Annotated in this window: 12 protein-coding genes; 1 reads left to right on the forward strand and 11 read right to left on the reverse strand. The window is 43.0% G+C overall.

Annotated elements, in window-relative coordinates:
* Positions 1-905 precede the first annotated feature (905 nt).
* The 6 genes from PR808_RS11830 to PR808_RS11855 are packed head-to-tail and all read right to left on the reverse strand — an operon-like array spanning position 906 to position 7,178.
* Positions 906-2,162 (reverse strand): amino acid deaminase, encoded by a 1,257-nt coding sequence (locus PR808_RS11830; protein ID WP_272539355.1) that lies wholly within the window; start codon positions 2,160-2,162, stop codon positions 906-908.
* Positions 2,163-2,184: 22 nt separating this feature from the next.
* Positions 2,185-3,636, reverse strand: coding sequence for a sodium:solute symporter family protein (locus PR808_RS11835; protein WP_206083365.1), 1,452 nt, complete (start codon positions 3,634-3,636; stop codon positions 2,185-2,187).
* A gap of 24 nt (positions 3,637-3,660) precedes the next feature.
* Complete coding sequence (locus PR808_RS11840) at positions 3,661-4,056, reverse strand: RidA family protein (RefSeq protein ID WP_206083793.1); 396 nt, start codon at positions 4,054-4,056, stop codon at positions 3,661-3,663.
* A 12-nt stretch (positions 4,057-4,068) separates the two neighbouring features.
* On the reverse strand, positions 4,069-5,505 hold the full coding sequence (locus tag PR808_RS11845) for an N-acyl-D-amino-acid deacylase family protein (RefSeq protein WP_272539356.1): 1,437 nt from the start codon (positions 5,503-5,505) through the stop codon (positions 4,069-4,071).
* A gap of 27 nt (positions 5,506-5,532) precedes the next feature.
* Complete coding sequence (locus PR808_RS11850; protein ID WP_206083363.1) at positions 5,533-6,150, reverse strand: 2-dehydro-3-deoxy-6-phosphogalactonate aldolase; 618 nt, start codon at positions 6,148-6,150, stop codon at positions 5,533-5,535.
* 32 nt (positions 6,151-6,182) lie between these two features.
* A complete protein-coding gene (locus PR808_RS11855) occupies positions 6,183-7,178 on the reverse strand; it encodes a 2-dehydro-3-deoxygalactonokinase (protein WP_206083362.1) in 996 nt (331 codons plus the stop codon).
* Positions 7,179-7,431: 253 nt separating this feature from the next.
* Between PR808_RS11855 and PR808_RS11860 the strand changes: the two genes are divergently transcribed.
* On the forward strand, positions 7,432-8,214 hold the full coding sequence (locus PR808_RS11860) for an IclR family transcriptional regulator (protein ID WP_225820483.1): 783 nt from the start codon (positions 7,432-7,434) through the stop codon (positions 8,212-8,214).
* Positions 8,215-8,334: 120 nt separating this feature from the next.
* Here PR808_RS11860 and narI read toward each other — a convergent pair whose 3' ends face one another.
* The 5 genes from narI to PR808_RS11885 form a co-directional block, all read right to left on the reverse strand.
* Entirely contained in the window at positions 8,335-9,012 is a 678-nt protein-coding gene (gene narI / locus PR808_RS11865; RefSeq protein ID WP_206083360.1) for a respiratory nitrate reductase subunit gamma, read from the reverse strand.
* Complete coding sequence (gene narJ / locus PR808_RS11870) at positions 9,009-9,731, reverse strand: nitrate reductase molybdenum cofactor assembly chaperone (RefSeq protein ID WP_206083359.1); 723 nt, start codon at positions 9,729-9,731, stop codon at positions 9,009-9,011. The genes narI and narJ overlap by 4 nt, the downstream gene beginning before the upstream one ends.
* Positions 9,728-11,269: a nitrate reductase subunit beta gene (narH, locus tag PR808_RS11875; RefSeq protein ID WP_206083358.1), complete on the reverse strand. Its 1,542-nt coding sequence runs from the start codon at positions 11,267-11,269 to the stop codon at positions 9,728-9,730. The genes narJ and narH overlap by 4 nt, the downstream gene beginning before the upstream one ends.
* Positions 11,269-15,030: a nitrate reductase subunit alpha gene (locus PR808_RS11880; RefSeq protein ID WP_272539357.1), complete on the reverse strand. Its 3,762-nt coding sequence runs from the start codon at positions 15,028-15,030 to the stop codon at positions 11,269-11,271. The genes narH and PR808_RS11880 overlap by 1 nt, the downstream gene beginning before the upstream one ends.
* A 69-nt stretch (positions 15,031-15,099) precedes the next feature.
* Positions 15,100-16,497, reverse strand: coding sequence for a NarK family nitrate/nitrite MFS transporter (locus tag PR808_RS11885; RefSeq protein WP_272539358.1), 1,398 nt, complete (start codon positions 16,495-16,497; stop codon positions 15,100-15,102).
* Positions 16,498-16,742: the final 245 nt, after the last annotated feature.

Raw genomic sequence — 16,742 nt, forward strand, 5'->3', positions numbered from 1 at the left:
GTTTCCAATATTACCTTCTGTTACACATTTAATGTGTTAGTTTAAATGAAAATAAAAAATAAAACATTAAATTACAAATAGTTACCCTAAAATAGCCATATAACAAAAAACGAGTAGAAATATGTGTGATTAACAATTACTAATGATTAATCACACTCACATATATATAGTAAAAATAAAACAACACAACAGAAAATCCTTAAATAAAAAATAGTAAAAAAATATCAAGTCGTATTAAAACACTAAGAAAAGCATTACAAAAATATTCAAAGTGTGTTTTTTTGTAACTTTCAATATTAATTATGGAATAAAACAACCATAAAATCCATTTATAAAAGACAAAATCAAAGTCAACAACATTAATGAATGAAGGTATTAAGACACCTTACATAAGCCAATAAACTCATCTACTCTCGATGCCCCCCAAAATGCTAGGAATTATAATGATTAAATAGTACTGAATAGTTTCATCATTTAAATATTATTCATAATTATTAATTTATACCTTACACTAGCGATGATTACGTAATAATGAAGGTGCTACCATCTATTATTATCCTCATTTTATCTAATATTAACTTAACATCATCTTTTTAAGATCTCCTTAAATACCCTTTGATTTATGTCAAGGGAATCCTTTATCTGCACTAGAAAAATTGAATATACCTGACACCTATTGTTTAATTTATAGTGATAAAACATCAATTCCTGCCACTGTCTTGTCAGTAAAAACTGAAATACCTCTGATATCGTAAAATCACTTTATGAGGTAAGACTCTAAAGCTGGCAATTCAAACGTTGTACGCTAATATCCAATAACACAGCCAGTCGGCATTACAAAAATAAATAAAAAAACCAGCTACTTAACAAAGAAGCTGGTTTTAATTAACAAACAAGAATGCGGTTTAGAAAAATGTTGGCATATCTTCTAGCACGTTATATTCATCATCCGTCAGATAAATAACTTTCCACTTATCAAACGTAATGCACGGGTGCGATGTACCAAAAACGAGGATGTCCCCTACTTGAAAATAACAACTTTCATCAAAAGATAAAATGGCATGTTGGTCCATTAAGCCAAACGTTTTTGCACTTCCTCGTTGGAGGGAAAGCCGCTGACCATCTCGATATTGTGCTAAAGGTTGAGGTAACCCAGCATCAAATGCGACATCTCTTTTACCAAAATTAACAATTGCCCGCCCTTTTTCAGGAACCGACTGTACTAATGCCACAATTTCCATTGCGGGCATCAAGTCCCCTTCTAACTGACAAGCGATACTATCCCGCGCTTTTAGGGCTTGTTGAGCCTCATCATAAATACCATGGTCATGTGTAATATAACAACCAGGGCGAATGACAAAGCGAAAAGCCTTTGAAAAGGTAAACTCTGCCACCTTCTTACTCACAAGGTCATACCAAACTGAACCTGCTCCTGTGAGTAATACCTCTCCCTGATATCTATCAAACACCCCCAATCTATCGAGTTTTTGGCTCGTCGCTAAGACTCGCTGTAAGAATTGCTGCACCTCATTAATGTCTTTTTCTACATCATCGCTATGAATAACACCCTCATAAAATTCAATTCCAGCAATGACTAGAGAGGGTAATGCTTCTAATTCTTCGGCTAACAACAGTGCTTCATCCTCTGTACGACAACCACAACGCCCTCCATTAACACCCAGTTCAATCAAAACATTCAATGTTTGGTTTTCGCGTGAAAAAACCTCGGCAAGTTGTTTCGCATTTTGAATACTATCAACACAACAATACAAGTTGGCTTGATTGAGTTTAACCAGTTCGCCAAGTAACCGAATATTCGTTTTACCAACAACCTGATTAGCAATCACAATGTGCTTAATACCCGATTCAATTGCCACCTTTGCCTGATAAACAGTTCCAACACTCAACCCCCACGCGCCTTGTGCGATTTGGCGTTTGAAAATTGCGGGAGTCATCGTCGTTTTACCATGAGGTGATAACGACACATTTACGGTGTTCGCATAATGTTGCATCCATGCAATATTATTTTCTAATTCACGCTGTTTCACGACCACCGCAGGTAAACACACGTCCTCGTGAAGAATGTTTATCTGCACACTCTCTGAGTTAGGCAACCTCGCCGACTTATGCTTTATCTCTTCGAGAAAATTATATTTCGTCATTTGCATCTCTCAATTTGGACATTTATTTACTTTTCGCCGTATTTTCTCTTTCGTGGGTAATGTTTTCTAAAACTTCCTCACGGCTGAGTTTATTTTTTGGTGTCACTAAAGTGACAACCACCGCACAAACCAAGCTGATCAATAATGCAGGGATCACGGGGTTACCTAATTTTGCAGACCACTCTGGCGTTAAAATAATCGTTAACGATGTTGAGCTTCCCGCCACCAGCGCGGCTATACAACCTTGCCAGTTAAAGCGATGCCAAAATTTACCTAATAACACGGTGACACAAAGCCCTGACATAATCATTGAAATCATTTTAGTGATATAACCAATGATGTCATTTGAGGTCAATGCGAATACCAGTGCAAGCAAGATAACGCCAAGTAAGAAGATCCGAGATAAGTTAATGGCTTTCTCTGGTGGTGGCATTTTCCCTGTTACCATCGTATAGATATCACGTAGGATTATCGAAACCCCTGCGATGGCGTCAGAGCTACCTGATGACATGTTAGCTGACATACCTGCGATCAATACCACCATTGCCAGTACATGCGGTAATGCATTGGTTGCATATAAGAAAGCAAAACTACTGTTTTCTAAATTAGGCTCCATTACATGGGTTGCCATGCCGATAATTGCAGGTAAGAACGAGAACCCCATATATAAGACGCCAGTAATAATGAATGATTGGCGAATGGCTTTTGTTGACGCTGCTGAATAAATACGCTGACGATAGGAAGGTGTCGCTAGAACACCAATACCAATCACAATTGCAAGTGAAATAGCAGGTAGCATACCAAGTTTACCAATCCCAAATAACGTGAACGCCTTCGGATCCGTATTTTGTACAACGACATCCCATCCGCCGACGTAGCTCACTGAGGCGACGGCAAGAATAATAAACCCGAGGAATAAGACGATGGATTGTAATGTATCGATCCATGAAACAGCTTTATAACCACCGATACCCACATAGAATACAAACCCGACAGCAATGATGATCTTCGCTACTGTGATATCAATGTCTGCAGCCCATGCCAAGTATAAGCCGCCCCCAAGGATGTGCGCACCTAACCAACCAATTGATGCTAAGAAAATTAATATCGCAACCAGGTTTTTGACTAAGCGGCTGCCACCTGTGTAGTAACAAATTTCCTCACTCATTGTCATAAAGCGATAGTTTCTTACTGGCGCAAATAACCAAGCGGTGAGTAAGATCCCCGTTGCGCCGCCGATGCCATATAACATACCAGCCCAACCATTCGAATAACCGAAACTCACCGCACCAATACTTGACCCTGTTCCCACCATCGTTCCGACGGTAGACCCTAAGGTGAGTAACATCGGTAATTTTCTGCCGCCAAGAATGAAATCTTCACCTGTCTTTTGATGCCTTGTTACATACCAGCCAATGAACATCATGACGAACGCATACAGCAAAAACCACATTAAGAAATTATTATGTTCCATAATAGCCCCTCATCGTCTCAGCGATTAAGATTTGAACTTGCTGTTAAAGCAGGTGATGTCCACTTCAACCATGCAATCAACCACAAGATCCGCAACAAAACAGACTCTTGCTGGTGGATGCTCAGCAAAGAATTGCTGAAACACTTTATTAAAGGACTGAAAGTATCGAGCATCACTCAAAACCACTTTCATATGCACAATATCTTGGCGCTCAAAGCCCGCGTCCTTCATGATGTTTAAACAGTTTTCGATAGCCAGTTTTGATTGTGCAATAATGCCGCCATCAATCACTTCACCATCAACCATCGGTGTTTGGCCTGACACATATAACCAGCCGTCCGCTAGCACAGCTTTCGAAAAAGGTAATGATTGTCCACCAGTCCCTTTTGAACCTTCAACGCCAAATCGTTTAATCATTATTATTTCTCTCTTTTATTTATTTCTTTCTAAGAATTTACCTGCTCTATCCCCAGTCATTTCTTTTGCGGTATAGGTCAGAACACCATTAACAAAAACATATTCAATGCCATCTGCTTTCTGCTTTGGATCTTGGAACGTCGAGGTTTCATTAATTTTTATTGGGTCAAATAAGACGATATCTGCAAAAAAGTTTTCTTTGATAAGCCCTCTATCCTTCAAAGAAAAACGCTGAGCCGACATGCCCGTCATCTTGTAAATTGCGGTGGTCATTGGGAACAGTTTCTCATCACGGCTGTAGTGACTAATTACGCGTGGAAAGGTGCCCCATAAACGTGGGTGCGGATTAGGGTCGCGGGGTAAGCCATCTGAACCAACCATGCTGCTTGGGTGCTGCAATACACGGCGAACATCGTCTTCATGCATTTGAAAATAAATAGCGCCCGCAGGGACAATTTTTTCCGCCACTTGGTAAATATCGATATTCCACATTATGGCGATATCTTTTAGTGTCTTACCTGCAACATCAGGGAATGGCGTTGACCAAGTCACTAGGATGTCATAATCCTCAGTGACTTGCGTGATATCTAAGTTTGAAGAGCCCGCTCTATAGGGGTAGCAATCACAGTTAATATCTTGCATTGCTTGATATTTTTCGATTAACGCAAGCGTCTCTTTAGTACGTCCCCAGTTTTTTGCCCCAGCACACTTATGGTGAGAAATTTGCACAGGTACTTTTGCATGGCGGCCAATATGAAAAGCTTCATGCATTGCATCGATGATTCCATCATATTCAGTACGCATATGCGTGGTGTAAATGCCCTGATGCTCTGCTAATAATTCGGCCAGCTCACAGATTTCTTCCGTGGATGAGTTAATGGCATTACCGTAAGACAGCCCTGTGCTTAGCCCTAAAGCACCTTCATTTAATGCAGATTCTAAAACCCGCTTCATCTGTGCAATATTGCTCTGGGTTGCAGGTTTTAATAAATCCGAAACACAGTTATTTCTTAATGTGGTATGGCCAATCAATGTCGCTACATTAACGGTCGGCGTAATTTCATTAATTTTCTGCTTATAGCTAGCCAAATCTGCGAAATTAAATTCATTTAATTCCCCCAGCAAATTAATTGGGTCAGGAACTTCATCTTTTAATGTGGCGCATGCAGCACTGATCCCACAGTTACCAACAATAATGGTGGTAACTCCCTGTGATGTTTTTTCAATATATTCTGGTTTATCTATGACAATTAAATCATCATGCGTATGAACATCAATAAACCCAGGCGATAAAATTAACCCTGAACAATCAATTATTTTTTCAGACTCTTCGTTAATATTTTCAGCAATTTTAATAATACGGCCATTTTTAATTGCCACATCGCTGATAAATTCATTTTTACCACTGCCATCAATAACAGTGGCACTTTTAAAAACATAATCGAATTTCATTTTAATATCTCTTTTAAATTAATAATTTTAATTTTTAAATGCGATATATGCAGATATAAATGCTTTCGCGTTTTCTCTGGTTTTCTCTGGTGATTGGCCTGCACGGTAAAGGTCGTTCCCAAGCCCTGCGCCATAACAGCCAATGCTTAGGTACTCATGTAAATTTTGTGGCGTTACGCCACCAACGGCATAAATAGCTATATCTTTAGGGATCACTGACATCAGTGACTTAACGTAGTTAACTCCTAGCGGCGCAGTTGGAAATATTTTTAAGTTACAAGCACCTGCATCAATCGCTGTAAATGCCTCAGTGGCTGTTGCACAGCCTGGGTATATTTCCATCTTGTTTGCTAAAGATGATTTGATCACCGAAACATTAATATTCGGTGTGACAATAATCTTTGCGTTCATTGCTGCTAATTTTTCAACATTCTGTTGATTCAGGACAGTTCCTGCCCCTATTTTTAATTTATTGCCATAGTGCTGAATAGCCAATGGAATACTCTTTTCCCATTCAGGGGAATTCAATGGAATTTCTATATATTGAAAACCTTCTTCCGCCAGTATTGAAATATGTTCTAAAACCTCTTCAGGTTTAATTCCACGCAATATTGCAATTAAAGGAATTTCATTTTCAAGATTCATATAATCACCTAATAACAAATTATTAAGAATGCTTATTTATATTCTGTAAGGTTTAATATTGAAATTGCACCTAACCCAGAATACGGCTGTTCCTTTTTATCTTTTAATACGCTGATTTCACCCGTGAAATAACTATCATTTTTAATTAATAATTGAAGCGCATTTGCTAAGATAGGTTTTCCACTAATCACAATTTTTATATCGTTAGTCACACATAAGGCCTGGCTGTTTTTTATCGCAAGTAAATCTGATGCTAAAATCGCGCCTAATAAAAAACTCGATTTTTGGTCAAGAGTAGCTTCCGTAAAAAGATCTAATAATCTGACTGAAAAACAGCTTCTGGCAATCCCTACTTGCTGACTTAACTCGGCACCCTTAAGTAAATATTCGCGATCAAGTTGCTGAACAAATTGATGCTCTAATGAGCTTGCGAGTATCGTTTGGTGCGTCAGCGTATCGAAGATTTCCCCTGCCATCGTGGTTGCCAGTGCAATCACATTTTTATTGTCATCAATGCGAACAAACTTTGAATGCGAACCTGGTAAGATAACCAGCGAAGCGCCTAAATCTGGCTGCTGTGATAAGATACCGAAGATCTCAACCTCTTCACCGCGCATCACATCCATGCTTTCAATAGAGTCAAACGTTAATTCCGTGGTTTTATTTTTAATTCCTGGTATAAAAATAATTGGCTTTTCGCTAATTTCATTTATCACGCGCGCACTGGCCTTTTGTGCGAGCTGTCTCATCGAAACTGGAGTCACTTCATGAGGCAAATGGCATAACCCAATTTCTGAAGTAATCATACCCGATGCCACTAAGCGATAATTTTCCCTTTCTTCATCACTAAACTTTGCTAAAAGTTGTGCCAAAAGCGTTTTTATTGATTGAATTAAACGCACATTATTTCCATTTTTCGCACAATCCCGAATCCCAACTTCCGCGCTCAGCTCTCCCACAACCATATTGTTTCGCCATGCTCTCACGCGGGTATTTGTTGTCCCTGTATCAATGGTCACTATCAACATATTTATCCCTTTAAAATAACGGAACGTTGTTCCTTTTTTTATAAGATACATCAAAATATAGGAATGTCGTTCCGTTTTTATAAGAATGACGATCGTGATCACAATCAGTAACGTAAAGACAAGGCTTATCAATTAATTACAGATCTCCCGCCTTTACACACAAAAAGAGTCACAACAAGGAGAAAATGGAACGACGTTTAATTCACATGAAATTGTGCGTACAATGACCCCCAGCGCATGTAAGGAGCCAACAATGACGAAAGACAGCCAAGCAAACTCATCAAACATTGATAGAGTACTGACCATCCTTGAAGAGATAAGTAATCATTCCGATGGAATTTCATTGGCAGAATTAGTTAAAAACACAGGGATCGCCAAAACCACTGCGTTTCGGATATTAGAGACGTTAAAAGAACGCCAATATGTCAGTATCGATCACCTTACAGAGCGTTATAACCTTGATTTAAAAAGCCTTGAACTTGGCATTAAAGGTTTAATGAATGTCAATTTAGTTGAAGTTTCAATCCCTTATTTAAAAACACTATCGAGCTCAACATTCGAAACCTGTTTTTTGGGGGTCTATAACAGCGGGCATGTGGTGTACCTGTATAAAAGTGAAGGTACCCTCTCAATTCAAACAACTGCAAAATTAGGGGCAAGGCTACCCGCCTATTGCACAGGGATTGGGAAAGCGCTTTTAGCGTTCCAACCGTTGGAAGAAATTGATGAGGTTCTGGATAAACCTCTGGTGAAATTCACGGAAAAAACCGTTGTCGATAGAATGAAACTGTATGAATTGTTGGCAGATATTCGTTTGAAAGGCTTTTCTTTAGATGATGAAGAAAATGAAGAAGGGCTAACGTGTGTTGCAAGGCCAATATTTAACTACACTGGCAACATTGTTGGGGCTATCAGTGTTGCAGGCCCAACACACCGTATGTTACCCAAAATAGATAGGGTCAACGATGAACTTGCCCATGTTTGTTTGCTGATTTCTCGCCGCCTGGGCTATATCGAACCCGCCGTCAGCAAATAAACACAAAAAAACCCCATCTAACATGTTAGGTGGGGTGCCAAAATAGCCATATTTGTTGTTTACACAAGAATCAATTACACAAGAGCAATGTACTGGCTCACTTCCCTGTGAAACCCAAACTTAGTGGCGATTTCTCACCAACTGATACCGACGACTTAGGTATTCGATAGGTGCACTCCAGATGTGCACTAAACGGCAGAATGGGAAGAGTAAGAATATTGTCATCCCCAACACGATATGTAACTTGAACACGATGCCAACGCCTTCAAGGTAATTCGACGCGCCCCAATGGAATGTCACAACTGATTGCGCCCATCCCACTAACTTCAACATTTCACTGCCATCCATGTGCTGCGCAGAGAATGGAATAGTGAGTAGCCCTAAACACACTTGCACCACCAGCAATACCATAATCATGATGTCACCAAAGGAAGATGTGGCGCGAATACGTGGGTTAGTCAGTCGGCGTTTCAGTAACATCGCTCCACCAATTAACATCATCACCCCCGCAGAGCCGCCCCCGATCATCGCCATCAACTGCTTGATATGCATTGGTAGGAAAGATTCATACATCCAATGTGGTGTTAACATCCCCAGAAAATGGCCGACAAAAATCCCAATAATCCCCAAATGGAATAAATTGGATGCCAGACGCATATTCTTTTTATCTAACATTTGACTCGAACCCGCACGCCATGTGTATTGACCGTAGTCATAACGCAGCCAGCTACCGACAATAAACACGGTGCCTGCAATATACGGATAGATGTCGAAGAAGAATTGATTGAGAAAATTCATTTTTGCACTCCTACATGGCTGCTCGTACCAAGGTCCAAGTATTGCGGCGTGACGGCATTGGCAAAACGGTGTTGATGGGCGGTGACTTCCCCACCGCAGGTTTTCTCATCCGCAAAAAACTTCACTTGTTCCTCTTCCCACACCGCATCAAGGGCTTGAGGCGTGTCATCCCGCGCTTCTGATGCCACTTTTTCGCTAAGTTGCTCAGTGGCAATTTCGCTATTGGATAACTCAAGTAATATCTCAAACAAGCTCGCAAAGCGGCTTTCACGCTGTTTTAATCGCTCCCCTAGTAACGCTAAGATTGGTGCGATATCGTGCAAGCCCCCCACAGTTTCTTGCGGTGGTAAAACAGTGAGATACTCCAAGTAAATAGGCAAATAGTCGGGTAGCTCTTTGCAATCAATTTGCAAGCCATGCTGCTGGTACTGCCCCATTAAATCGACCATTGCTTGACCGCGGTCGCGGGATTCCCCATGAACATGCTCGAATAACAGTAACGATGTTGCGCGCCCTCTATCAAACAGCTCACAATATTGCGCCTGCATATCTAACAAGTCGTCATTGAGATATTCGCGCACAAACATCATCAACTGAATAGCACGAGTAACAGGTAATTCATCTGCTTGCTCTAATGCTTCGATTAACTCATCGCGGTGCTGCCAAAGCGCCTCTGACGGGTATTCTAACAGCCGAGAAATCACTCTTAACGTCATCATAGTGTGTTCTCCTGCGCTGTTTTTGGCGTCACATCAATGGCATCAATACGTCTACTATTAAACAGATTGGTTTTGCTATCACTACCATGGCAACCATCACCAAAACTAAAGCCACAAGCTTTGGCTTCAGGGAACGCTTCACGTGCTAATTCACGATGACTGGATGGGATCACAAAACGGTCTTCATAGTTAGCAATTGCCAAGTAACGGTACATTTCTTGGGCTTGCTCTTCCGTTAATCCCACTTGCTCCAACGCACTGGTATCACACTGGTTTTCTACGGTTTCAGCACGTTTATAATGGCGCATCGCTAACATACGTTTTAGTGCTAACAGCACAGGCTCTGTGTCCCCAGCCGTCAATAAATTGGCGAGGTACTGCACTGGAATGCGCAGGCTTTCCACATCAGGCAGTACGCCATTGTTAGCCAATAAACCCGAATCAGCGACAGATTGAATGGGTGACAGAGGTGGCACATACCACACCATCGGTAATGTGCGATATTCAGGGTGCAGCGGCAGCGCTAGTTTCCACTCCATCGCCATTTTATACACTGGCGATTTCTGAGCAGCGTCGATCACACTTAATGGGATCCCCTGTTTTTGCGCTTCTTCAATCACTTTAGGATCGTGTGGATCAAGGAAGACATCGAGCTGACTTTGATACAGATCCGTTTCTTTTTCTACACTCGCCGCTGATTCAATTTTATCGGCGTCATACAGCAACACACCTAAATAACGGATACGCCCAACACAGGTTTCCGAGCAAACCGTTGGCATGCCAGATTCAATGCGAGGGTAACAGAAAATACATTTTTCTGACTTGCCGCTTTTCCAGTTAAAGTAGATTTTTTTGTACGGGCAGCCTGTCAGGCACATACGCCAGCCACGGCATTTATCTTGGTCAATCAAGACGATACCGTCTTCAGAGCGTTTGTAAATCGCACCGCTTGGGCACGTTGCAACACAAGCAGGGTTCAAACAATGTTCACACAGGCGTGGCAAATACATCATGAAAGTATTTTCAAATTGCCCATACATCTCTTTTTGGATGTGCTCAAAGTTTTTGTCTGCGGCGCGTTTCGCAAATTCGCCACCGAGGTCATCTTCCCAGTTAGGCCCCATTTTCACGTTGCTCATCCGTTCGCCTGTGATCAATGACCGTGGACGCGCAGTTGGCACATGTTTGCCTTCTTTGGCATTTTTTAAATGGCCGTAGTCATAATTAAATGGCTCATAATAATCATCCAAAGCAGGTACATCAGGATTAGCAAAGATTTTAGACAGCACGCCCACTTTGTTCCCCATACGAGGAACCAGCTTGCCTTTGATGGTACGGATCCAGCCGCCTTTCCATTTTTCCTGATCTTCCCAGTGATGGGGATAGCCGATACCTGGTTTGGTCTCGACATTATTAAACCATGCGTATTCAACACCTTCGCGACTGGTCCAGACATTTTTACAGGTCACTGAGCATGTATGGCAACCAATACATTTATCGAGGTTTAGCACCATGCCGACTTGAGAACGAATTTTCATTATGCTTTCTCCTTTCCGCTCAGGGTCTGCTGATAGGCATCGTTTTCCCCATCCAGCCAGTCGACCTGTTTCATTTTGCGAACAACCACAAATTCATCACGGTTAGAACCCACGGTTCCGTAGTAATTGAAGCTATAAGCTAGATGGGCGTAACCGCCAATCATATGGGTTGGTTTCGGGCAAACACGCGTTACTGAGTTATGAATACCCCCGCGCTGCGCCGTAATTTCTGACCCCGGCAAATTGATCAACCGTTCTTGCGCGTGGTACATCATGATCATGCCATCAGGGATCCGTTGGCTGACGATCGCTTTTGCTGTCAGCGCTCCATTGCTGTTAAACGCTTCAACCCAATCATTATCTTCAATGCCTAACTCGCAAGCATCGTCCTCACTTAGCCAAACCACAGGGCCACCACGACCGAGCGTCAACATCAATAAGTTGTCGCTATAAGTGGAGTGAATACCCCATTTTTGGTGTGGCGTTAGGAAATTCAACGCTTTTTCAGGGTAACCGTTGGATTTTTTACCCATTAATGGCTGAGCCGCACGCGTATCAATTGGCGGGCGATATACCACGAGACTTTCACCAAAGGCACGCATCCATTCATGATCTTGATATAACTGCTGACGACCACTAAGTGTACGCCATGGGATCATCTCGTGAACGTTGGTATAACAAGCGTTGTAAGAGACATGTTCATCTTCTAAGCCTGACCACGTTGGGCTGGAAATGATCTTACGTGGCTGTGCCACAATATCGCGGAAGCGAATTTTCTCATCTTCTTTGTAGCGTGCTAAATGCGTATGGTCGCGCCCTGTCACCTTGCTTAACGCATCCCATGCTTTCACTGCCACTTGCCCATTGGTTTCGGGGGCTAAAGTTAAAATCACCTCGGCAGCATCAATGGCAGTGTCAATTTTAGGGCGGCCTGCATTAGCCCCTTCGGGCTGGGTTTTGTTCAGCTTTTTCAGGAAATCAACTTCATCTTGCGTATTCCAACTAATGCCTTTCCCACCGTTCCCTAATTTGTCCATTAATGGACCAAGGGAGGTAAAACGTGCGTAAGTATTGGGGTAGTCACGTTCAACACAAATAATGTGCGGCGCCGTTTTTCCAGGGATCAGCTCGCACTGGCCTTTTTTCCAATCTCTCACATCAAAAGGTTGCGCCATTTCAGCTTTACTGTCGTGCTGGATCGGCAGTGTGACGACATCCGTTTCTTTGCCTAGATGGCCGACACTGACATCTGAGAAAGCTTTGGCAATGCCTTTGTAGATTTCCCAATCGCTTTTCGATTCCCAAGCAGGGTCAACCGCGGCGGATAATGGGTGAATAAACGGATGCATATCCGAGGTATTCATATCGTCTTTTTCATACCAAGTGGCGGTCGGTAAAATAACGTCTGAGAACAGGCAGGTGCTCGACATTCTGAAATCGAGAGTCACCACTAAGTCCACTTTCCCTTGTGCTGCTGTATCTTGCCATTCTACTTCCTCAGGTTTGACGCCACCTTGTTGACCTAAATCTTTGCCTTGAATACCGTTTTCAGTACCCAGCAAATATTTCAATAAATATTCATGGCCCTTCCCTGCGGAACCCAATAAGTTTGAGCGCCAAATAAACAGGTTACGTGGGAAATTTTGTGGGTCATCTGGCTGTTCTGCTGCAAAACGAATATTGCCGTCCTTCAATTGCTTAACGGTGTAATCTACTGGGGAAAGCCCCACGTCTTGTGCCTGTTTAGCAATATTGATTGGGTTAACGCTTAATTGTGGTGCAGATGGCAACCAGCCCATTCTTTCAGCACGCACATTCATGTCCACTAAACTGCCGCTAAATGCTTTTTTATCCGCTAAAGGTGAGAGTAACTCTTCCGTCCCTACCGTTTCATAACGCCATTGGCTTGAATGGTTATAGAAGAATGATGTGCTGTTCATATGGCGTGGTGGACGCTGCCAATCAAGACCAAAAGCCAGTGGCGTCCAGCCTGTTTGTGGGCGCAATTTTTCCTGGCCGACGTAATGTGACCAACCACCGCCGCTTTGCCCCACGCAGCCACAGAAAATCAGCATGTTGATAATTGCGCGGTAAGTCATATCCATGTGGTACCAGTGGTTGATACCAGCCCCAACAATTACCATCGCACGGCCGTGGGTTTTCTCTGCGGTGTCCGCAAATTCACGGGCGATGCGAATGATATTTTGGCGGCTCACCCCAGTGACTTTTTCAGCCCATGCAGGGGAATAGGCTTTCATATCATCGTAATCAACGGCACAGTTTTCATCACCGAAACCACGGTCAATGCCGTAGTTAGCAAGCATCAAATCATACACACTAGTAACCAGTGACTCACTGCCATCCGCAAGCTGAATACGTTTCGCGGGTAATTTGTGCAACAAAACATCTTTCAATTCAACACGTTGGAAATGTTCGCTTTCTAAACCACCAAAGTATGGGAAGCCAACCTCAACAAATTCATCGTGCGTATCTGCAAGGCTGAGTTGCATTTTGATCTGGTGTGCATCTTGCCCTGCGCGCGGTTCTAAGTTCCATTTTTGGCTGTCATCCCAACGGAACCCCATCGAGCCTTGAGGGGCGCACAGTGCCCCTGTTTCTTCATCAATCGCGATGGTTTTCCATTCGGCATTTTTCTCTTCGCCTAAAGAATCAACGAGATCCGAAGCACGCAGCATACGCCCAGCAACATACGCACCGTTTTCATGTTTATCGAGCATCACCAACATCGGCATATCGGTGTAAGTGCGAACATATTCACGGAAATATTCCGCTTCACGTTTGACGTGGAACTCATTGAGGATGACATGCCCCATTGCCATCGCCATGGCACTGTCAGTCCCTTGTTTTGGGTTCAGCCAATGGTCGCAGAATTTGGTGATTTCGGCGTAATCTGGCGTGACAGCAACAGTTTTCGTCCCTTTGTAGCGGACTTCTGCAAAGAAGTGAGCATCAGGCGTACGAGTTTGCGGGACGTTCGAGCCCCAAGCAATAATGTAAGATGAGTTATACCAGTCTGCGGATTCTGGTACATCCGTTTGCTCCCCCCACGTCATTGGGGATGCAGGCGGTAAGTCGCAGTACCAATCGTAGAAGCTCAGGCAAGCCCCACCAATGAGAGATAAATAACGGGCACCTGACGCATAAGACACCATCGACATCGCAGGGATTGGCGAAAAACCGACAATGCGGTCAGGACCAAATTCCTTAATCGTCGCCACGTTAGCAGCTGCAATTAACTCGTTCACTTCCTGCCAGCTGGAGCGAACAAAACCACCGCGACCACGAGCTTGTTTGTAACTCTGCGCTTTTTCTGGGTCGCTAATGATGGATAACCATGCTGCGACGGGGTCTTGGTGCTCTGCTTTTGCATCGCGCCATAATTTCAGTAAACGCTTACGCATCATCGGGTATTTCACGCGGTTTGCACTGTATAAATACCATGAATAGCTGGCACCACGCGGACAACCACGAGGCTCGTGATCAGGTAAATCTGGGCGGGTGCGTGGGTAGTCAGTTTGTTGTGTTTCCCACGTCACAAGGCCATTTTTGACGTAAATTTTCCAGCTACATGAACCAGTGCAGTTAACACCGTGGGTCGAACGTACGACTTTATCGTGCTGCCAGCGACTACGGTAACTATCCTCCCAATCACGGTTAACATTGAGCTCTTGCCCATGGTCGCCTGCGAAGGTATCACCCAGCTGCTTAAAATAACGAAATCTATCTAAAAATTTGCTCATTCGGATTGCCTCCAAAGAGACGGCGACCGCCGCCGTACATTGCTTAAAAAGGATTTTTATAACTTGTTATTATTTGTGGGTACGTCCGTAAACTAACCACGTGATAAACACACAAGAGAGATAGAACACAAAGAACACTTTCATGGCATCAGCGGGTGAGCCTGTCAGGGTTAACGACGTCCCAAAGGCTTTTGGAATAAAAAAGCCACCAATTGCACCAATGGCAGAGATAAACCCAAGCGCTGCCGCACTTTCGGTTACTGCTTCTTTTTGTGCTTCTTGCTCTGAAGCACCTCTTAATAAAGCCTTGTCCATGGTTAATTTGCGAAAAACCACGGCAATCATTTGGAATGTGGAACCACTGCCTAAACCTGCCGTTAAAAACAGCACCATAAACACACCATAAAACGCACCGAAGGAGCCGCCTTGGCCATTTTCTGGCAAGGTAAAGAACAGTAGCCCTGAAAAAATAGCCATGGCGATAAAGTTCAGGAAAGTCACTTTGACGCCGCCAAAACGGTCAGACAGCATGCCGCCAAGTGGGCGGGCTAATGCACCAAGGAATGGGCCAAAAAAGGCAAATTTCAAGATGACGATATCGGGAAACTGGGTTTTCGACAGCATGGCAAAGCCCGCGGAAAAACCGATAAATGAACCAAATGTTGAGAGGTACAACAGGCTTAAAATCCACAGATGTCCACGTTTTAAAACAGGAAGTTGCTGTTTTAAAGAGGCTTTATTTGCTGCCAAATCGTTCATGCCAAACCATGCCATCGCCGTAAAGAACAGCAAGAATGGCACCCAAACCCACGCTGCATTTTCCAGCCAAAGTACAGAACCGTCAGGCTGAACCGCTCCTGTTCCACCCGCAAAAGCAAACACCCCCACACCGACAATAAACGGGGCGACTAACTGCATCACGCTAACGCCTAGATTTCCTAGACCACCATTTAAGCCCAGCGCACCACCTTGGCGAGCTTTCGGAAAAAAGAAACTGATATTCGCCATGCTTGATGCAAAGTTTGCCCCAGCAAAACCACAAAGCAGGGAAATAATCACAAATACTTGGTATGGCGTTGTTGGGTCTTGAATCGCATACCCCAACCAAATACACGGAATAATCAGAAATACAGTGCTAATTGCCGTCCAACGACGACCACCAAAGATAGGAATAACAAAAGAATAGGGCACGCGTAATAAGGCGCCAGAAACGGAAGGCAGTGCGGTTAATAAAAATAATTGGTCAGTGGTAAAATTAAAACCCACTTTATTTAAATTAACAGCAACCGCACTAAATAGCATCCATACACAGAATGCAAGCAATAAACACGGAATTGAAATCCACAAATTACGTTTGGCAATTCGCTGACCTGTTTGCTGCCAAAATTGGCTTTCTTCAGGACGCCAATCCTGAATAACACCTTTTGGCTGCACAGCCGTATTATTAATCCTCTCTCGTTGAGACATAATTCACCCCGATAAATACGATTTTCTGAGCGCAGTGTGTGGCGAATAAGCCAGCATGAAGCTGATCTAAATCAAGGTAGATTTAAATCAAATTTGGCACGAAATTCAGACCGTCCACCAGAGGAGTATTAGGGGTATTTTTAGTTAACCAATTAAATATAAACGAATAATTTAATACATTAAAAACATTCATTGATGCAAATTTTAGCAAAAAGACTCGGCGAGATATTAGGGAGTAATACCGA

Origin of the sequence: Providencia sp. PROV197 (genome assembly GCF_028479625.1) — a bacterium.
Taxonomy (GTDB): Bacteria; Pseudomonadota; Gammaproteobacteria; order Enterobacterales; family Enterobacteriaceae; genus Providencia; species Providencia vermicola.

What these genes read in the sequence shown, in the direction of transcription:
- PR808_RS11830 (WP_272539355.1), bottom strand. Translation starts at nt 2,162, where the DNA reads ATGACGAAATATAATTTTCTCGAAGAGATAAAGCATAAGTCGGCGAGG.
- PR808_RS11835 (WP_206083365.1), bottom strand. Translation starts at nt 3,636, where the DNA reads ATGGAACATAATAATTTCTTAATGTGGTTTTTGCTGTATGCGTTCGTC.
- PR808_RS11845 (WP_272539356.1), bottom strand. Translation starts at nt 5,505, where the DNA reads ATGAAATTCGATTATGTTTTTAAAAGTGCCACTGTTATTGATGGCAGT.
- PR808_RS11850 (WP_206083363.1), bottom strand. Translation starts at nt 6,150, where the DNA reads ATGAATCTTGAAAATGAAATTCCTTTAATTGCAATATTGCGTGGAATT.
- PR808_RS11855 (WP_206083362.1), bottom strand. Translation starts at nt 7,178, where the DNA reads ATGTTGATAGTGACCATTGATACAGGGACAACAAATACCCGCGTGAGA.
- PR808_RS11860 (WP_225820483.1), top strand. Translation starts at nt 7,432, where the DNA reads ATGACGAAAGACAGCCAAGCAAACTCATCAAACATTGATAGAGTACTG.
- narI (WP_206083360.1), bottom strand. Translation starts at nt 9,012, where the DNA reads ATGAATTTTCTCAATCAATTCTTCTTCGACATCTATCCGTATATTGCA.
- narJ (WP_206083359.1), bottom strand. Translation starts at nt 9,731, where the DNA reads ATGATGACGTTAAGAGTGATTTCTCGGCTGTTAGAATACCCGTCAGAG.
- narH (WP_206083358.1), bottom strand. Translation starts at nt 11,269, where the DNA reads ATGAAAATTCGTTCTCAAGTCGGCATGGTGCTAAACCTCGATAAATGT.
- PR808_RS11880 (WP_272539357.1), bottom strand. Translation starts at nt 15,030, where the DNA reads ATGAGCAAATTTTTAGATAGATTTCGTTATTTTAAGCAGCTGGGTGAT.
- PR808_RS11885 (WP_272539358.1), bottom strand. Translation starts at nt 16,497, where the DNA reads ATGTCTCAACGAGAGAGGATTAATAATACGGCTGTGCAGCCAAAAGGT.